The sequence below is a fragment of the Pseudoalteromonas sp. GABNS16E genome (assembly GCF_028598715.1).
GTDB lineage: Bacteria > Pseudomonadota > Gammaproteobacteria > Enterobacterales > Alteromonadaceae > Pseudoalteromonas > Pseudoalteromonas atlantica.
In genome coordinates this window covers 1-1127 of record NZ_JAQREZ010000136.1, presented here as the reverse complement: position 1 = coordinate 1127, position 1127 = coordinate 1, and the positions used below count along the sequence as shown (strand labels likewise).

Genomic DNA, 1127 nt, shown 5'->3' with positions numbered 1-1127 from the left:
ATCGACATCTACGTAAATTGCATCTAAGTTATTCATGCCCTTGCCTTGGTAATCTTATGTTTCTTGGTCGAAAGATCTGATCACCGCAAGGGCATTTAGTTCCATTTCTTATGTGCAGCTCAGGTTATGTAATTAACCAAAAAGGCATAATTACGTATGCCTTTTTAAACGAAGACTATACCCTACGCGCAGAGCCTACTGATGTATTGACCGCCCTTGAATCGGAGCAACACTAATGTCTATTTTAAAATCGTTAAAAACCCTTACCCTATCACTGCTTGTTGGTACTAGCCTTGCCTCTGGCTACGCTATGGCTGAGGAGCCACAGGCACAAGTGAAACCTAAAGTACTTATTTTTGATGTAAACGAAACCTTGTTAGATTTAACCTCCATGCGCACCTCTATAGGCAAAGCGCTTGGCGGGCGTGAAGATTTATTACCGCTTTGGTTTTCGACCATGTTGCATCATTCACTCGTTGATACTGTAAGTGGCAATTACCACGATTTTGGTCAAATTGGCGTTGCGTCGCTGCGCATGGTTGCCAAAAATAACAACATAGCCATTACGAATGAACAAGCAAAAACAGCCATTGTCACCCCGCTTTTAACCCTACCTCCTCACAAAGATGTGAAAGAAGGACTGGCAAAACTCAAAGCACAGGGCTATAAGTTAGTAAGTCTGACAAATTCTTCAAACAAAGGTGTTAAAGCCCAGTTTGAGAGCGCTGGATTAATGTCGTTCTTTGATGCGCGTTACAGCATTGAAGATATTAAAATTTATAAACCAGACTTACGTGCCTATGAGTGGGTGCTAACAAAATTAAATGTAAAAGCAAATGAAGCAATGATGGTAGCGGCGCACGGTTGGGATGTAGCAGGTGCTAAAGAAGCCGGGTTACAAACAACCTTTATCGCCCGCCCAGGTAAAACACTTTACCCACTGGCAAAAAAACCAGACCACGTTGTGAAAGATTTACATGAATTAGCCGCTCTACTTAAATAACCTCAGATCTGCATAAGAATTAAAGTCGAGTCACTTTTATACTCGGCTTTTTAGTCTGAAAAGTGTAGGCAATTAATCCAGCCATTAAATTAACCATAAATGAGATGCAGCTGCGGTGCCTTGT

At 41.6% G+C, this 1127-nt stretch carries 1 protein-coding gene and 2 pseudogenes; 2 read left to right on the top strand and 1 reads right to left on the bottom strand.

Going from position 1 to position 1127, the window contains the following annotated elements:
- Window positions 1-125 precede the first annotated feature (125 nt).
- Window positions 126-236, top strand: a pseudogene (locus tag PSI06_RS20970) (AhpC/TSA family protein); the annotation flags it as partial.
- Window positions 236-1003, top strand: coding sequence for a haloacid dehalogenase type II (locus PSI06_RS20965; RefSeq protein WP_054982350.1), 768 nt, complete (start codon window positions 236-238; stop codon window positions 1001-1003). The pseudogene PSI06_RS20970 and the gene PSI06_RS20965, both read left to right, overlap by 1 nt.
- Before the next feature lie 19 nt (window positions 1004-1022).
- Here PSI06_RS20965 and PSI06_RS21770 read toward each other — a convergent pair.
- Window positions 1023-1127, bottom strand: a pseudogene (locus tag PSI06_RS21770) (IS982 family transposase); the annotation flags it as partial.

Excerpts from the sequence above, each read along its gene's own strand:
- PSI06_RS20965 (WP_054982350.1), top strand. The coding sequence starts at position 236 with ATGTCTATTTTAAAATCGTTAAAAACCCTTACCCTATCACTGCTTGTT.